Source organism: Hymenobacter daeguensis (genome assembly GCF_054780555.1).
This window is the reverse complement of sequence record NZ_BAAGWC010000042.1, coordinates 1-14,298: the sequence shown is the minus strand read 5'-3', so window position 1 is coordinate 14,298 and position 14,298 is coordinate 1. Positions and strand designations below refer to the sequence as shown.

The window sequence follows — 14,298 nt, the reverse complement described above, 5'->3', positions numbered from 1 at the left end:
GCCCGGCCCGCCGCCGCGGGCCGTGGCCGAAAGCAGGCATTTAATACCCCCAGCCCAGCCGGCGGTACACGAAGTGCAGCAGCCAGAGCGGCCCAATCAGCAGAAACTGCAGGTCTTTCAGGAAGCTGGGCTTCCTGCCTTCCACCTTGTGGCCCCAGAACTGGCCCACCCAGGCCAGCGCGAAGATGATGAGGCAGATGGCCCACAGCGGCAGCGCCGCCGCGCCCGCCACCACGCGCAGCGCGGCGGCCATGGCTGCCCACACCAGCACCATGCCCAGGGCCAGCCGCCCGCTCAGGCGCACGTAGTAGAGCAGGGCCAGGGCCATCACCAGCGTGCCCCAGTTCAGCCAGGGGCTGAGGGTGGCCACGGCGGCCGGCACCGGCAGGGCCCACAGCAGCCCGATGAGCGAGAACATAATCAGCGGCACGCACACCCAGTGCACCAGCTTGTTGGTGGGGTTTTGGTGGCTTTCGCCGTATTCGGAAAGGAGGGCGGTGAGGGAGGGCATGCGGGTGGGCGTTTTAGAAGCAGCAGCGTAGCGGCCAGTAAATTAGCATAAAAAAAGCCTTCCTGATTGGGAAGGCTTTTCAATTTCGGGCGCAAAAAAACTATACCTTCACTTTGAAGCGGCCGCGCAGGTAGGCCAGCGCGTGCTCGTGGGCTTTGGCGGCATCGTCCTTCTTGTACTTGGGGTTCGAAGGGTTGGCGAAGGCGTGGTCGGCGTCGTAGCTTTCCACGGTGAGGCTTTTGCCGGCCGCGGCCATGTCCTTCTTGAACTGAGCCACCACTTCGGGGTTAATCCACTTGTCCTGGCTGGCGAAGATGCCCAGCACGTCGGTGTTCAGGGTTTTGAGCTTGGCCACATCTTTTTCGGGCATGCCGTAATACATCACGCAGCCCACGGTTTGCTTGCCGCCGAGCAGGGCTTCCTGCAGGCTCCAGCCGCCGCCGAAGCACCAGCCGATGCTGGCAAACTGGGCCTTCGGGCCCGCGTACATCTGGGCGCCTTTGAGGATGGCCACGGCACGCTCGGTTTTCACCTCGCCCATGTACTTGCCGGCCTCGTCGGGCGTGGTGGCCACTTTGCCATCGTAGAGGTCCACGGCAATGACGTTGACGCCGGGCAATTCGCTCGCGAAGGTGGCGGCTTCCTTCTTGATGTAGTCGTTCAGGCCCCACCACTCGTGAATCACGAACAGGTACTTATTGCTGGGCTTGGCGCTCTTGATTTCGAAGCCGTGGCCGGTGGCACCGTCCGGGGTTTTGAACTCAATCATCTGGCCCGCGCCCGCGTAGCGGTAGGGCAGGGGCGCGTCGTGGCCGCCCGAAAAGTCTTTGTCGGTGGCCAGCATGGCGAAGGCCTCGGTGGCCGAAGCCGAGAGGTTGCCGGCCGGCCGGGCGCAGCAGCTGGCCATTTTCTGGGCCGATGCGGAGAAGGTCAGGCTCAACAGCGCCGCCCCAAGGGTAAGAAGGTTTTTCATGAAACAGTGAAAGAATAGAAATGAATGAGCAACCGCAACAGCTAACCTGGCAAAACTTCCCGCAATACGCTGCGAAGCTTCGGAAGTTCGCGCGCCGCCCGGCTGCGCAGCGCGGCCGAATTGGTGGTGGCCAGTGCCCTTTCGGCGGCGGCCAGCACCTCGGCGGCCAGCTCAGGATAGGGCATGGCCAGGCGGGTGGCGGCGCTCAGCGCATAGGCCCGAATGGCCACCGGCTCGGCCGGAGAAGCCAGCAGGCCCAGGCTGGCATCGAAGGCCGGCGCCTGCCAGTCTTCCGGCACCGCCATGAATTGCAGGGCTTTGGCCACGGCCCGGCGCACGGCGGGGTGGTGGCCGGCGGTGGGCTGGGCGGCCGCCAACAGGGCTTCGAGGTGCGGCAGCAGCCAGGCGGCCCGCTGGGTACTGGCCATGGCCAGCACATCGGCAGCCAATTGCTTTTCGCGGGGCGTGCCGTGGAAAAATACGGCCAGCAGCTCCTCAAAATGACTGCGCCGCAGGCAGGCGTAATCCGTCAGCTTTTCCGTCTGGCGGGCTGAGTGTTCGCGCAATAGCTCGGTGCGAAGGTTCATGCGGGCAAGGTAGCACATGCCTGAGCTTGTGCCTCGCTGCACGGCCCCACGCGGGCACAAGCTGAAGCACGTGCTACAAGTTGGGCTGCGTTTGCACCGCTGCTTTCAGTTCCGTGAGCAAGGCAAACAGGCCCACGTAGGTTCGGTTGAGGTAGATGAAGTGCTCGGAGCCGCGCGGCTCGCGCTGCTTGCGCAGCTCGGGGTCGGCCAGCAGGTCGTCGCCCAAGGCGTAGAGGGCGGCCATGTAGGCCGGGTTGCCGAAGTCGAAGGTGGGCTGGCGGAAAGGGCGGCCCACCAGCTCCAGCGAGGTTTGCATGGTGCGCAGGTAGAGGGCCTGCATGGCGGGCGCATCGGTGGGGCGCAGCACGCCGGCCTGGGTGAGCAGGGCCGTGAGGCGGGCTTCGTCGGCCAGGGTTTCGGGGGCCAGCAGGGCGGTGAACAGCTGGTACACGTCCTGCGGCACTTCCTTCACGCAGCCAAAGTCGAGCACGCCCAGGGTGCCGCCGTTCTCGGCCTGCATCAGGAAATTGCCGGGGTGCGGGTCGGCGTGCAGGCGGTGCAGCGTATTGAACTGGAACTGATAGAAGTCCCACAGCGCCTGGCCAATCTGGTTGCGCACGGCCTGGCTGGGGTTGGTGACCAGAAACTCCTTCAGGTGCTGGCCGCCGAGCCAGTCCATGGTGAGGATGCGGGCCGTGGAATACGCGGGGTAGTAGCTGGGAAACTGCAGGTTCTGCAATCCCTGGCACTGGGCGGCAATTTCCTGGCCGCGCCGCAGCTCCAGCTGGTAGTCGGTTTCTTCGAGCAGGCGGGTTTCCACTTCCGCCAGGTAGGGGCGCACCTGGGCTTCGTTCAGGCCCATCACGCGCAGGGCAATGGGCTTCACCAGCCGGATGTCCGACCTGATGCTGTCGGCCACGCCGGGGTATTGCACTTTCACGGCCAGGGCTTTGCCGTCCTTGCGGGCAAAGTGCACCTGCCCGATGCTGGCCGCCTGCCGCGCCTCCGGCTCAAATTCATCAAAAAGCTGATACGGCGACTTGCCGAACGCATCCCGAAACGCCTTCACCACCAGCGGGCCCGAGAGCGGCGGCGTCGAATACTGCGCCTGGGCAAACTGCTCGGCGTAGGCTGTGGGGAGCATGTTTTTCTCCATGGCCAGCATCTGGGCCACTTTCAGCACCGAGCCTTTCATCTCGCTCAGCGTGCCGTAGAGCTCGGCGGCGTTGGCGGCGTGCAGGTTCTCGGTGGTCGATTCCGCGCCCACGGCTTTCCTGGCGTAGTGCTTGATGTAGTTGGTGCCCACGTTGAAGCCGGTTTTGGCGAAGCGGGCGGCGCGGGCCACCTTGGTGGTCGGCAGGGAGGTTTGGGGTTCGTCGGACATAAGCAGTAGGGGCGGGGCTTGCCCCCGCCCGAATCGTCGGGTGGTTGTCGTTGAGCGAGTTTGTTCAACGATTCGGGCGGGGGCAAGCCCCGCCCCTACAACTTATTTCCGCACCAGAAACCGCACGAAATCCACGGCCGAGTCAATGGTATTGCGGCCCACCAGGTCGAAGCTCAGGGTCACGGCCTTTTCCACGGCGGCGTCGGTGCGCTCGAAATTGATGGTGTCGTCTTTGGCGAAGAAGCCCAGCACGAACAGCGCCTGCTGCCAGAAGAAGCGCGGGTAGCCGTCCTGCACCAGCGGGCGGTTGGCAATTTCGCCGCTCACCCGGCCATCGGCCAGGATTTCGCTCACAAACCGCTCAAAGTCCTGCCGGAAGTCATCGAGCACGCGGGGCGACAGGGCCGGCACGCGGTGCAGCGAGCGGCGCAGGCTCATCAGCGCGTAGGAGCGGTTGTGCTTGAGGATTTCGAGCAGCGTGTAGTAGAACGCCAGCAGCTTTTCACGGCTGCCGTAGCCTTCCCACACGGGTTCGGCGGCCGCCGTTTCGCGGGCCTGCCGGCCAAAGTCGCCCCAGATTTCGCGGTCAATGGCCTCGAAATTCGGGTAGTGCTGGTAAAATTCCGGCTCCGCGATGCCCAGCTGCTGCGTGAGCTTGAACACCGATTGCGGCGGGTGGCCTTCGTTGAGCACGAAGTCGAGATAGGCTTGTTTGATGCGGTCCTTTTCCATGCGGGTATAACCGGCTGGAGGGGCGGGAGGTTCGGGCTGTAGCGCGGACTTTTAGTCCGCGAGGAATCCACCCAAAAGGGCTTATTTACTCGCGGACTAAAAGGCCGCGCTACTAACTCGCCGCGATGCGCGCCGCCCGAATGGCCTCCACGGCCCGCTCCCGAGCAAACTTGTGTTCCACGATGGGCTTGGGGTATTGGGAAGTCCCGATTTCGGGCACCCAGCGCTTCACGTACTTCATTTCCGGGTCCACCTGCGCCTGCTGGCTTTCGGGGCTATACACCCGAAACCACGGGGCCGAGATGGCGCCGGTGCCGGCCATCCACTGCCAGTTGCCCACGTTGTTGGCCATGTCGTAGTCGAGCAGCTTGTCGGCAAAATACCGCTCGCCCCAGCGCCAGTCGATGAACAGGTGCTTCACCAGAAAGCCGGCCACGGTCATGCGCACGCGGTTGGGCATATAGCCGGTTTCGTTGAGCTGGCGCATGCCGGCATCCACCAGCGGATAGCCGGTGCGGCCCTCGCACCAGGCCCGGAACTCGTCCTCGTGGTTGCGGTAGCGGATGTGCCGCATCTTGGGGTCGTAGCTCTCGTGGGCCGTGCCAGGGAAGTGCCATAGCAGCATCATGAAGAAGTCGCGCCAGATAATTTCGGCGAGCAGCTTCGGGTTCAGGGCCTTGGCCTGGCGCAGCACCTCGCGCACGCTCAGCGTGCCAAAGCGCAGGTTCAGCGACTCGCGGGTGCTGCCGTGCTCGTTGGCGGGCGTGTCGCGGGTTTTGTGGTAGTTGCGCACCACGCTTTCGGCCGGCAGTTTCACCGGCGGGAAATACTGCTCCTTGCACTCGAAGCCCAGGCTTTTCAGGGTCGGGCGCGGGCCGGCTTTCACCTCAGAAACGTGGTGGAGGTGCGCTTTGGTAAACAGCTTTTCAGAATCATGAGGCTCCAATAATTCATCTGTGAGCTTCGTCGTGTAAGCTTTCAGGTAAGCGCCAAAGACCTTGGGCACCGTGCCCGATTTGGTCATGATGTCGTCTTTGGCGAAGATGACCTGGTCCTTATAGGTATGGAACGCCACGCCGTGCTTCTCCAGCATCGCAGCTACGGCCGTGTCGCGCCGGGTGGCGTAGGGCTCGTAGTCCTCGTTGGTGTGCACGGCGGCCACCTCAAATTCCTGCACCAGCTGCGCCAGCACCGCCAGCGGCGTGCCGTAGCGGGCCAGGAAAGTGCCGCCGGCCCGCTCGGTTTCGGCGGCCAGCTTTTCCACTTCGTCATGAATGAAGGTGAGCCGGGCATCGACCTTATCGGGCAGATGGTCCAGAATTTCCTGGTCGTAAATGAATAGCGGCAGCACCGGCAGGCCGCTGGCCAGCGCCGCCGCCAGGCCCACGTTGTCGTGAATGCGCAGGTCGCGTCGGTGCCAGAAGATGCAGATTTTCATGCGTTGGTAGTTTGGGTTATTAGTGAAAAGCCACTGGTCATGCAGAGCGCAGCGAAGCATCTTGCCCGCCATCGTAAATGATTACTGGTGGCGGGCAAGATGCTTCGCTGCGCTCTGCATGACGTTCCGTTACCTACTTCAATTTGCCCATCCCGCCATCCACCGCCATGGTCTGGCCGGTGATGAACGAGCTGTGGTCGGACAATAGGAACGACGCGGTGTAGGCCAAATCCTCGGGTTGGCCGATGCGCTGCAAAGGGTGGCGCTTAGCCCCGGCCTCGGCCTTCTCGGGCGAGTTGAGCAGGGCGGCGGCCAGGGGCGTGTTGGTGAGCGAGGGCGCGATGCAGTTCACGCGCACGCCGATGGCGGCGTACTCGGCGGCCAGGGCGCGGGTGAGGCCCTCCACGGCGGCTTTGGCCGTGGCAATGCTGGTGTGGAAGCTCATGCCCGTGTCGGCCGCCACGGTGCTGAACAGGACGATGGACGCTGTGCCCTCGGCCTTCTTCAACCGCTTGATGGTGGCCTGGATGACGCGCACCGCGCCCAACACGTTCAGGTCGAAATCAGCCTGAAAATCTTCGGTCGGAATGCGCTCGAACGGCCGCAGCTTGATGCTGCCGGGGAAGTAGGCCAGGCCGTGCAGCACCTCGGGCAGCGCATCGAAGGCGGGGCCCACGGGTTGGGTGGCATCGTAGGTGAGGTGCGTGGTGCCCAGCACTTCCAGCTCCGGCGAAAGCTGGCGCGAAGCCGTGAACAGGTTGACTTTGAGCGTGCTCAGGAGCCGGGCCGTGGCCAGCCCAATGCCCGACGACGCGCCAATGAGCAGAATATTTTTGTCCGTAAAATCCATGCGGTGGGAAAGTAAATGTCCTTGCACAACGGCCGCCGGTCCCGAAGGTTTGCGTCAGTCAGAGCGGCGGTTGGCACGGGGTGGAGCCCCGACACTTCGCGTCTCCTCGTTGAGCGAAACCGCTGACAGGTTGCTGACGTCGGGATGCAAAGTGTCGCGTCTCAACCCTGTTCTGAAATATAGCCCAATCAAAATGCCCGAAATGTAGGCTCGCAGCAGCCTTTCGCCTACTTTCGCCGTACTCCCGCCTATCATCCCACCAGTTTCTATGAACATAACCAAACTCCTGGTCGCCAACCGCGGCGAAATTGCGATTCGCGTGATGCGCGCCGCCAACGAGCTCAACATTCCCACGGTAGCCCTCTACACCTACGAGGACCGGTACTCGCAGCACCGCTACAAGGCCGACGAAGCCTATCAAATCGGGCGCGACGACGAGCCGCTGAAGCCTTACCTCGACATCGAAGGCGTTATCCGCATTGCCAAGGAAAACGGCGCCAACGCCATCCACCCCGGCTACGGCTTCCTGAGCGAAAACGCCACGCTCTCGCGCCGCTGCGCCGAGGAGGGCATCATCTTCGTGGGCCCTCGCCCCGAGGTGATGGAAGCCCTCGGCGACAAGGTGCGCGCCAAGGAGGTAGCCCAGCAGTGCCAGGTGCCCCAGATTGAAAGCAGCGAGGCCGAATTGGTTGACTTCGAAACCGCCAAAACCGAAGCTCAGCGCATCGGCTACCCCGTGATGCTGAAGGCGGCGGCCGGCGGCGGCGGGCGCGGCATGCGCATCATCCGCGACGATGAGCAGCTGGAAAAGGGTTTTTTCGAGGCCCGAAACGAGGCCCTGAATGCCTTCGGCGACGACACGGTGTTTCTGGAGAAATTCGTGGAGCGCCCCAAGCACATCGAGGTGCAGCTGGTGGGCGACCACCACGGCAACCTCGTGCACCTGTATGAGCGCGACTGCTCGGTGCAGCGCCGCTTCCAAAAAGTGGTGGAAGTGGCCCCGGCCCTGAACCTGCCCGACCACCAGCGCCACCTCCTCTATGAGTACGCCCTGCGCATCGGCCGAGCTGTGGGCTACGACAACGTGGGCACCGTGGAGTTCCTGGTGAACCCCGAGCAGGACCGGATTTACTTCATCGAAGTGAACCCGCGCATCCAGGTAGAGCACACCGTGACGGAGATGATTACGGGCATCGACCTCATCAAAACACAGCTCTACATCGCGGCCAACTACAAGCTCAGCGACCCCGAAATCGGCCTCGGGCCCGACGTGGTGCCACTGCGCGCCGGCTTCGCGGTGCAGTGCCGCGTGACGACGGAAAACCCCGAAAACGACTTCAAGCCCGACTACGGCACCATCGTGGCCTACCGCACGGCCGGCGGCTTCGGCATCCGCCTCGACGAGGGCTCGGTGTACCAGGGCGCGATTATCTCGCCGTTTTTCGATTCGATGCTGGTCAAAATCTCGGCCCACGCGCCCACGCTGCACGGCGCGGCCCAGAAAATGCTGCGCGCGCTGGACGAGTTCCGGGTGCGGGGCGTGCGGACCAACATTCCGTTTTTGAAAAATATCGTCGGCAACGAGGAGTTCCAGACCGGCCACGCCACCGTCGATTTCATCAAAGACCACCCCGAGCTGTTCGCCTTTGAGCGCCGGCAGGACCGGGCCACGCGCCTGCTCGGCTTCATCGGCGAGACGGTGGTGAACGGCAACCCCGACGTGCGCAACCTGCTCGACCCGCGCGCCAACCCGCGCCGCCCGCACATCCCGCACTTCGACCCCACCACTGCGCCCGCCCCCGGCACCAAGCAGAAGCTCGACGAGCTGGGGCCCGAAAGATTTGCCGAGTGGCTGCGCAACGAACCGCTCGTTCACTACACCGACACCACCCTGCGCGACGCCCACCAGAGCCTGCTGGCCACCCGCATGCGCACCTGGGACATGCTGAAGGTGGCCCGCGCCTACGCCCAGCAGCACCCGCAAACCTTCAGCATGGAAGTGTGGGGCGGCGCAACGTTCGACGTGGCCCTGCGCTTCCTGCACGAAGACCCCTGGGAGCGCCTGGCCAAGCTGCGCGAAGCCATTCCGAATATTCTGCTGCAAATGCTCATTCGCGGGGCCAACGGCGTGGGCTACAAGGCGTATCCGGATAACCTGATTGAGCGTTTCGTGCAGCAGGCGGCCGAAACGGGCGTGGACGTGTTCCGCATTTTCGACTCGCTGAACTGGATGAAAGGGCTGGAGTCCTGCATCGGCTTCGTGCGCAACAAAACCAACCGCCTGGCCGAGGCCAGCATCTGCTACACCGGGGACATCATGGACCCGAACCGCACCAAATACACCCTCGACTACTACCTCCGGCTGGCCAGGCAGCTCGAAGATGCCGGCGCCCACATCCTCTGCATCAAGGACATGGCCGGCCTGCTCAAGCCCTACGCCGCCACCGAGCTGATTCAGGGCCTGCGCGACACGGTGAAAATCCCCATCCACCTGCACACCCACGACACCTCGTCGCTGCAGCCCGCCACCTACGCCAAGGCCGTAGAGGCGGGCGTCAACGTCATCGACGTGGCCATTGGCTCGCTCTCGGGCCTCACCTCGCAGCCCAACTTCAATTCGGTGGTCGAGATGTTCCGGGGCACGCCGCGCCACCGCGAGTTCGACCAGCACTCGCTCAACGAGTTCAGCAACTACTGGGAAGCCGTGCGCGAGATGTATTACCCCTTCGAGTCGGGCCTGAAAGCCGGCACGTCGGAGGTGTTTCAGCACGAGATTCCCGGCGGGCAATACTCCAACCTGCGCCCGCAGGCCGCCTCGCTGGGCCTGCTCGATAAGTTTGAGGAAGTGAAGCAGCGCTTTGCCGACGTGAACATGATGTTCGGCGACATTGTGAAGGTGACGCCCAGCTCGAAAGTGGTGGGCGACATGGCGTTGTTTATGGTATCGAACAGCCTCACGCCGCAGGACGTGATGGAAAAGGGCGAAGGGCTGAACTTCCCCGAGTCGGTGCGCGAGCTGTTTCGCGGCGACATCGGCCAGCCCGAAGGAGGCTGGCCCGCCGAGCTGCAAAAGCTGATTCTGAAGAACGAAACCCCCTTCACCGACCGGCCCAACGAGCACCTCGCGCCCATCGATTTCGATAAGGAATGGCCGGCGTTTCAGGAGAAATTTCCCAACGCGAAGTTCACCGATATGCTGTCGTCGCTGCTCTATCCGAAGGTGTTTGAGGAATACTGGGCCTTCCGTCAGAAGTTCGGCAACGTGAGCAAGGTGCCCACTTCCACGTTCTTCTACGGCCTGAAATCGGGCGAGGAAACCATCATCGAAATTGCCCGCGGCAAGTCCGTCATCGTGCGCCTGGAGTCGGTGGGCGACATCAACGAGGAAGGCTGCCGCACCATCTTCTTCACCCTCAACGGCCAGACCCGCAACCTGCAGGTGCGCGACCAGTCGGTGGAAGTCACCAAAGCCAGCAACGCCAAAGTAGACAAGAACAACCCGCGTCAGGTGGGCGCGCCGCTGCAGGGCATGCTGAGCAAGGTGCTGGTGAAGCCCGGCCAGGCCGCGCCCAAAAACACCCCGCTCTTCGTCATCGAGGCCATGAAGATGGAAACCACCATCACCGCCCCGCAGGACCTCACCGTGGCCGACATCAACCTGCCCGAGGGCACCCGCGTGAGCGCCGATGACCTGGTGCTGACGTTGAGCTAAGCCAACCAGTAGCGCAGTAGCGCGGACTACCAAGTCCGCGCTACTACTCGTGCACCAAACCTTTCCTAATCCTTATGAAACAACTGATTCTCGCAGGCTGCCTGGTAGCTGCCTTCCCCGTTGCCGCCCAGAAAACCGCCAAAAAACCCGCGCCCAAAGCCACGGCTGTTTCGGCCGCCACCGTGACGCGGGTCGTAACCACCCTGGCCGCCGACGACATGCAGGGGCGGGGCACCGGCCAGCCCGGCGGCCTGAAAGCCGCCCAGTTCCTGGCCGCCGAGTTCAGGCGCATCGGCCTGAAACCACTGCCGGGCCAGACCGATTTTGAGCAGAAGCTCACCGTGTATCAGGGCCTGACCAGTCCGGTTTCGGCCGTCGTCAACGACCAGGGCGTGGCCCCGGCGCAGGCGGTGGCCATCTCCGGCCAGCCCACGCTGCGCTGGACCAGCGAGGACGCGCAGCCGCCGACGGTGGTAGTCATTGGCCCGGAGCCATCGGAGCGCGGCAAGATGTTTTCCTACCTGCGCCCTACGGCCAACACGCTGGTTTTCGTGGATACGGCGCATACCAAAGTATTCCGCCAGCTGGCCGGCTACGTAGGCAAAGGAACGACCAGTGCCGAGCCGCCCAAGCCGTTCTCAACGGTATTTGTGCTGGGGGCAAAACCAGCGGCGCTTACCTACCGCATCAGCGCCAGCAGCGTGTCGCAGCCGGTGGAGCTGCGCAACGTGGTGGGCATGCTGCCCGGCAAAGACCCCAGGCGCGCCAAAGAAAACGTGGTGTTCTCGGGCCATTACGACCACCTCGGCTACCTGAAGCCGGTGGCCGGCGACTCCATTGCCAACGGGGCCGACGATGACGCCAGCGGCACCACCGCCGTGGTGGCCCTGGCCGAGTATTTCAAGAAGAAGAACGACAACGCCCGGCCGCTCATCTTCGTGGCCTTCGCGGCCGAGGAAGTGGGCGGTTTCGGCTCGCAGTTCTTCTCCAGGCAGCTCGACCCGCAGCAGGTCGCGGCCATGTTCAACATTGAGATGATTGGCAAGGAAGCCAAGTTCGGGCCGAATACCGCCTTCATCACCGGCTACGAGCGGTCGGACTTCGGCAAGCTGCTGCAAGCCAACCTGGCCGGCAGCAAATTCCGGTTCGAGCCCGACCCGTACCCCGAGCAGAACCTCTTCTACCGCTCCGACAATGCTACCCTGGCCCGCCTGGGCGTGCCGGCCCACACCATCAGCACCGACCAGATTCCGATGGACGGCCTCTACCACAGCGTCGACGACGAAGTGGAAAGCCTGAACCTCCCCAACATGACGGCCGTCATCCAGGCCATTGCCCAGAGTGCCGGCGGCATCGTGTCGGGCAAGCAAACCCCCACGCGCATCCCGCCGCTGACGGACGACACCCGGAAATAGGTGATGGAAGGGCTGAATGGGTGGATTGTGGAACAACCCGTTCCGCAATCCACCCATTCTGCCATCTACCGCAGATATACGGCCTCCAGCCGCGCTACCGGCGCATTGGTGGCGTCGAACAGCCGGAGCGTGTCGCCGCTGATGCGGTAGCTGCGGCTCTGGCCCAGGGCGCGGGTAAACTGGTTTTCGGTCTGGATGGCGGCGCAGGCCATGCGCGTGCTCATCAGCGGACTAAAGGTGAGCTCGTCGGGCTTGGTACTGAAAAAGCTGCCCCGGAAGCGGTTGCAGCCGCCATTGCCCTCGGCCGTGCCGTCGGCGCGGAGCGTGAGGTAGGGCTCGCGGGTGTCGGCGGGTACCGTCACGGGCTGGCCTACCAGCTCGCGGGGCACCCAGTGGGTTTCGCGCAGGGCGGCGGCGGGCGCTTGCCGGGCGGGCGCTGGTGCAGCGGGTGGGGGAGTAGTCGCTTTTTCCTGGGTGGGATGTTGCTGGCAGCCCACGGCCAGCGTGGCTAAAAATAAAAGGGAAAGGCGCATGACGAACGGGAAAAGCGGCTCATTTGACGCAAAAAAGCCTGCGGTACTACGCAGGCTTTTTGCATATCGTTGCTGGGCGGGTGGCGCTATTTGCCCACTTTGAAGGTGAGGCCCGCGCCCACGGTGGTGGTGCCGGCCGCCAGGCCGCTCACGCCCTGCCCGGCCGTCACGTCGACCCGCACCTGCGGAATGGGGCGGTAGTACAGCCCGGCCGTGGTGCCGGTGCTAAGGGCCGCGCGGCCGTAGCCGTAGGCTTCCACGAAGAAGCCGGTCTTGTCGCTGATGGGGCCGTTCAGGGCCAGCGTGCCGAGGAACTGGCCCTTCGACATGTCCTTGGCCGTGACGCCCCGCTGGCTGAAGCCGAAGTTGGCTTCGAGGCCGTAGCGCTCACCAATCTGCTCGCTGACCAGCAGCCGGCCGCCAGGGGCCCACTGGGTGTCGCGCAGGCCTTGGCTGCCGGAGCCCGGCACCGCCGACTCTACCAGAATGGCCACCTGCGTGCGGGTGTCGTAGTTGGGCGAGAGCATGAACTTGGCCCCCACCACCACCGGCGCCCAGCCGCTGGAATCGACGCGGCCGGTTTCCGTCATGCGCGAGGGGCCGTTGTGGAAGTAGGGCTGGCTCACGCGCAGCTCCATGCTGTTGAAAAAGCCGATGCGGAGCGTGGCCGCGCTCAGGCTTTGGGCCAGCCCTGCCCCGCCGAAGCGGCGCTGAAACCCGGTTTCGAGCTGCAGGCGGCCGGGGCGAAGAACCTGGGCGGTGATGGTTTGGCCGGGACGGTCGGCGCGAATGTTCCGTACGAACGGGGCGTCCACGTTGGAATTATTTTCCTCGGGCGTGTTTTGGGCCAGGGTGAGGCCGGGGCTGCCCAGCAGGGCGGCGGCGGCCAGCAGAGTGGTCTTGCGCATGTCCCTTAGACCACGCCCGCTACGGCATCGTTCCGCAAAGGTTGCATTTTACATAATTTTCACCCGATAATCCCATCTTCTTATTTCATAATGCCACGATACGGCCATGCGCCGTACTTTTGCGTACAATCTCGCTACGTATGAAAATAACCGCTACTACTATCCTCGTGGGCCTGTTTTTTCTGGCTTCCGGCCGGCTGCTGGCGCAGCAGTCGCAGCAGACATTCCCCCTCTACACCGGCACCATTCCGGATTCCAGGCCCAGCGCGGTGCAGGAAACCACCGTGACCGAAAGCGGCAACCGCATCCGCATTTCCAACGTGGTGCAGCCCAGCCTCACGGCCTTTGTGCCCGCGCCGGGCACGGCCAACGGCACGGCGGTGATTATCTGCCCCGGCGGCGGCTACGCCCGGCTGGCCATCGACCACGAGGGCTACGACGTGGCCAGGCGCCTGAACGAGATGGGCGTGACGGCTTTCGTGCTGAAATACCGCCTGCCCAACGACCAGAGCCAGCCCGACAAGTCCATTGCGCCGCTGCTCGACGCCCAGCAGGCCCTGCGCCTGGTGCGCCAGCAGGCCGCCAAATACAACGTCAACCCCGAGCGCATCGGCATCATGGGCTTCTCGGCGGGCGGGCACCTGGCGGCCACGGCGGGCACGCACTTTGCCAAGCCGGTGGGCGACAACCCCGGGCCGACGTCGGTGCGGCCGGCGTTTCTGGTGCTCATGTACCCGGTTATCAGCTTCAGCGACACGCTCAAGCACGGCGGCTCGCGCGATAACCTGATTGGCAAAGCCCCATCGGCGGAGCAGGTGCGGCTGTATTCCAACGAACTGCAGGTATCGGCCCAGACGCCGCCCACCTTCCTGGTGCACGCCGAGGACGATAAAACGGTGCCGGTTAACAACAGCATCGTGTTTTACCAGGCCTGCCTGCGCCACGGCGTGCCGGCCGAGCTGCACCTGTACCCCAAAGGCGGCCACGGCTTCGGCCTCAACAACAAAACCACCAAAGACCAGTGGAGCGACCGCCTGCGCAACTGGTTGGATGCCAACGGCTGGCTCACAAAATAATGCGCATTTCAGTTGCCGTCGGACTGCTGGCCTTGCTGGCGGGCTGCGAGCAGAAGCTTCACTCCACCAAGTCGGATGCGCGGGCCATGCCCAGCGTGTCGGTGGCGCCGGTGCCCGTGCCCGCCGTGCCGCCGGCCGCGCCGGAGCCCGTGGGCCGGCCCAAGCCGCCGCCCGAGATT

General features: G+C 63.9%; 13 protein-coding genes. 4 read left to right on the top strand and 9 right to left on the bottom strand.

Annotation, left to right across the window (positions count from 1 at the left end):
- Positions 1-40: 40 nt before the first annotated feature.
- The 7 genes from ACYVHT_RS22470 to ACYVHT_RS22440 form a co-directional block, all read right to left on the bottom strand.
- Positions 41-511, bottom strand: coding sequence for an Mpo1 family 2-hydroxy fatty acid dioxygenase (locus tag ACYVHT_RS22470; RefSeq protein ID WP_460557495.1), 471 nt, complete (start codon positions 509-511; stop codon positions 41-43).
- A gap of 100 nt (positions 512-611) precedes the next feature.
- A complete protein-coding gene (locus ACYVHT_RS22465) occupies positions 612-1,484 on the bottom strand; it encodes a dienelactone hydrolase family protein (protein ID WP_460557493.1) in 873 nt (290 codons plus the stop codon).
- 41 nt (positions 1,485-1,525) lie between these two features.
- Positions 1,526-2,071 (bottom strand): hypothetical protein, encoded by a 546-nt coding sequence (locus tag ACYVHT_RS22460; RefSeq protein ID WP_460557491.1) that lies wholly within the window; start codon positions 2,069-2,071, stop codon positions 1,526-1,528.
- A gap of 73 nt (positions 2,072-2,144) precedes the next feature.
- Positions 2,145-3,455, bottom strand: coding sequence for an ABC1 kinase family protein (locus ACYVHT_RS22455; protein ID WP_460557489.1), 1,311 nt, complete (start codon positions 3,453-3,455; stop codon positions 2,145-2,147).
- Positions 3,456-3,557: 102 nt separating this feature from the next.
- Positions 3,558-4,187 (bottom strand): TetR/AcrR family transcriptional regulator, encoded by a 630-nt coding sequence (locus tag ACYVHT_RS22450; protein ID WP_460557487.1) that lies wholly within the window; start codon positions 4,185-4,187, stop codon positions 3,558-3,560.
- A 112-nt stretch (positions 4,188-4,299) separates the two neighbouring features.
- Complete coding sequence (locus ACYVHT_RS22445) at positions 4,300-5,625, bottom strand: cryptochrome/photolyase family protein (RefSeq protein WP_460557485.1); 1,326 nt, start codon at positions 5,623-5,625, stop codon at positions 4,300-4,302.
- 133 nt (positions 5,626-5,758) lie between these two features.
- The gene (locus tag ACYVHT_RS22440) at positions 5,759-6,475 is read right to left on the bottom strand and encodes an SDR family NAD(P)-dependent oxidoreductase (protein WP_460557483.1); all 717 of its coding nucleotides are present in this window, start codon (positions 6,473-6,475) and stop codon (positions 5,759-5,761) included.
- Between the two features lie 268 nt (positions 6,476-6,743).
- Here ACYVHT_RS22440 and ACYVHT_RS22435 point away from each other — a divergent pair, with 268 nt between their 5' ends.
- Both ACYVHT_RS22435 and ACYVHT_RS22430 read left to right on the top strand, forming a co-directional pair.
- Positions 6,744-10,187: a pyruvate carboxylase gene (locus ACYVHT_RS22435; RefSeq protein WP_460557481.1), complete on the top strand. Its 3,444-nt coding sequence runs from the start codon at positions 6,744-6,746 to the stop codon at positions 10,185-10,187.
- A 74-nt stretch (positions 10,188-10,261) separates the two neighbouring features.
- A complete protein-coding gene (locus ACYVHT_RS22430) occupies positions 10,262-11,602 on the top strand; it encodes a zinc-binding metallopeptidase family protein (RefSeq protein ID WP_460557479.1) in 1,341 nt (446 codons plus the stop codon).
- A gap of 65 nt (positions 11,603-11,667) precedes the next feature.
- Here the strand turns inward: ACYVHT_RS22430 and ACYVHT_RS22425 are convergent, their stop codons facing one another.
- The gene (locus ACYVHT_RS22425; protein WP_460557477.1) at positions 11,668-12,135 is read right to left on the bottom strand and encodes an META domain-containing protein; all 468 of its coding nucleotides are present in this window, start codon (positions 12,133-12,135) and stop codon (positions 11,668-11,670) included.
- Between the two features lie 86 nt (positions 12,136-12,221).
- The gene (locus ACYVHT_RS22420; protein ID WP_460557475.1) at positions 12,222-13,043 is read right to left on the bottom strand and encodes a transporter family protein; all 822 of its coding nucleotides are present in this window, start codon (positions 13,041-13,043) and stop codon (positions 12,222-12,224) included.
- Between the two features lie 140 nt (positions 13,044-13,183).
- On the opposite strand from ACYVHT_RS22420, the gene ACYVHT_RS22415 reads away from it, so the two are divergent.
- Positions 13,184-14,119, top strand: a complete 936-nt coding sequence (locus ACYVHT_RS22415; protein ID WP_460557473.1) for an alpha/beta hydrolase — start codon at positions 13,184-13,186, stop codon at positions 14,117-14,119.
- Positions 14,119-14,298: hypothetical protein (locus ACYVHT_RS22410; protein WP_460557471.1), on the top strand; the 180-nt coding region annotated here is incomplete at its 3' end. The genes ACYVHT_RS22415 and ACYVHT_RS22410, both read left to right, overlap by 1 nt.

Excerpts from the sequence above, each read along its gene's own strand:
- ACYVHT_RS22470 (WP_460557495.1), bottom strand. The coding sequence starts at position 511 with ATGCCCTCCCTCACCGCCCTCCTTTCCGAATACGGCGAAAGCCACCAA.
- ACYVHT_RS22465 (WP_460557493.1), bottom strand. The coding sequence starts at position 1,484 with ATGAAAAACCTTCTTACCCTTGGGGCGGCGCTGTTGAGCCTGACCTTC.
- ACYVHT_RS22460 (WP_460557491.1), bottom strand. The coding sequence starts at position 2,071 with ATGAACCTTCGCACCGAGCTATTGCGCGAACACTCAGCCCGCCAGACG.
- ACYVHT_RS22455 (WP_460557489.1), bottom strand. The coding sequence starts at position 3,455 with ATGTCCGACGAACCCCAAACCTCCCTGCCGACCACCAAGGTGGCCCGC.
- ACYVHT_RS22450 (WP_460557487.1), bottom strand. The coding sequence starts at position 4,187 with ATGGAAAAGGACCGCATCAAACAAGCCTATCTCGACTTCGTGCTCAAC.
- ACYVHT_RS22445 (WP_460557485.1), bottom strand. The coding sequence starts at position 5,625 with ATGAAAATCTGCATCTTCTGGCACCGACGCGACCTGCGCATTCACGAC.
- ACYVHT_RS22440 (WP_460557483.1), bottom strand. The coding sequence starts at position 6,475 with ATGGATTTTACGGACAAAAATATTCTGCTCATTGGCGCGTCGTCGGGC.
- ACYVHT_RS22435 (WP_460557481.1), top strand. The coding sequence starts at position 6,744 with ATGAACATAACCAAACTCCTGGTCGCCAACCGCGGCGAAATTGCGATT.
- ACYVHT_RS22430 (WP_460557479.1), top strand. The coding sequence starts at position 10,262 with ATGAAACAACTGATTCTCGCAGGCTGCCTGGTAGCTGCCTTCCCCGTT.
- ACYVHT_RS22425 (WP_460557477.1), bottom strand. The coding sequence starts at position 12,135 with ATGCGCCTTTCCCTTTTATTTTTAGCCACGCTGGCCGTGGGCTGCCAG.
- ACYVHT_RS22420 (WP_460557475.1), bottom strand. The coding sequence starts at position 13,043 with ATGCGCAAGACCACTCTGCTGGCCGCCGCCGCCCTGCTGGGCAGCCCC.
- ACYVHT_RS22415 (WP_460557473.1), top strand. The coding sequence starts at position 13,184 with ATGAAAATAACCGCTACTACTATCCTCGTGGGCCTGTTTTTTCTGGCT.